Raw genomic sequence first — 257 nt, forward strand, 5'->3', positions numbered from 1 at the left:
GTGTCACGGCTTCGTCGCCTTCGACCGTGTCTATCTCGTCCAGCACGGCGAGTGGGCGAAGGTGGGAATCGCATTCGGTTCGAGGCGCGTGCGACTCCACCTCTCACGTGGCTACGTGTTGGTGTTCGAGTCGGAGCCGCTGTCGCCGGGGGTGCCGCGCATGATCGAGCAGGCAGTGCTCGGGATGCTGCGCGAGGAGGGCGTGCCGCAGGCCCCGTACGGGGTCGTGCCGGAGGACGGCATCACCGAGACGTTCC

Annotated in this window: 1 protein-coding gene; it reads left to right on the top strand. The window is 67.7% G+C overall.

Annotated features, from left to right (window positions below; all coding sequences use genetic code 11):
* A partial coding sequence (locus P9273_RS32145; protein ID WP_278052594.1) for a hypothetical protein occupies positions 1 to 257 on the top strand: 257 nt, incomplete at both ends.

Origin of the sequence: Mesorhizobium sp. WSM4935 (assembly GCF_029625735.1) — a bacterium.
Lineage (GTDB): Bacteria > Pseudomonadota > Alphaproteobacteria > Rhizobiales > Rhizobiaceae > Mesorhizobium.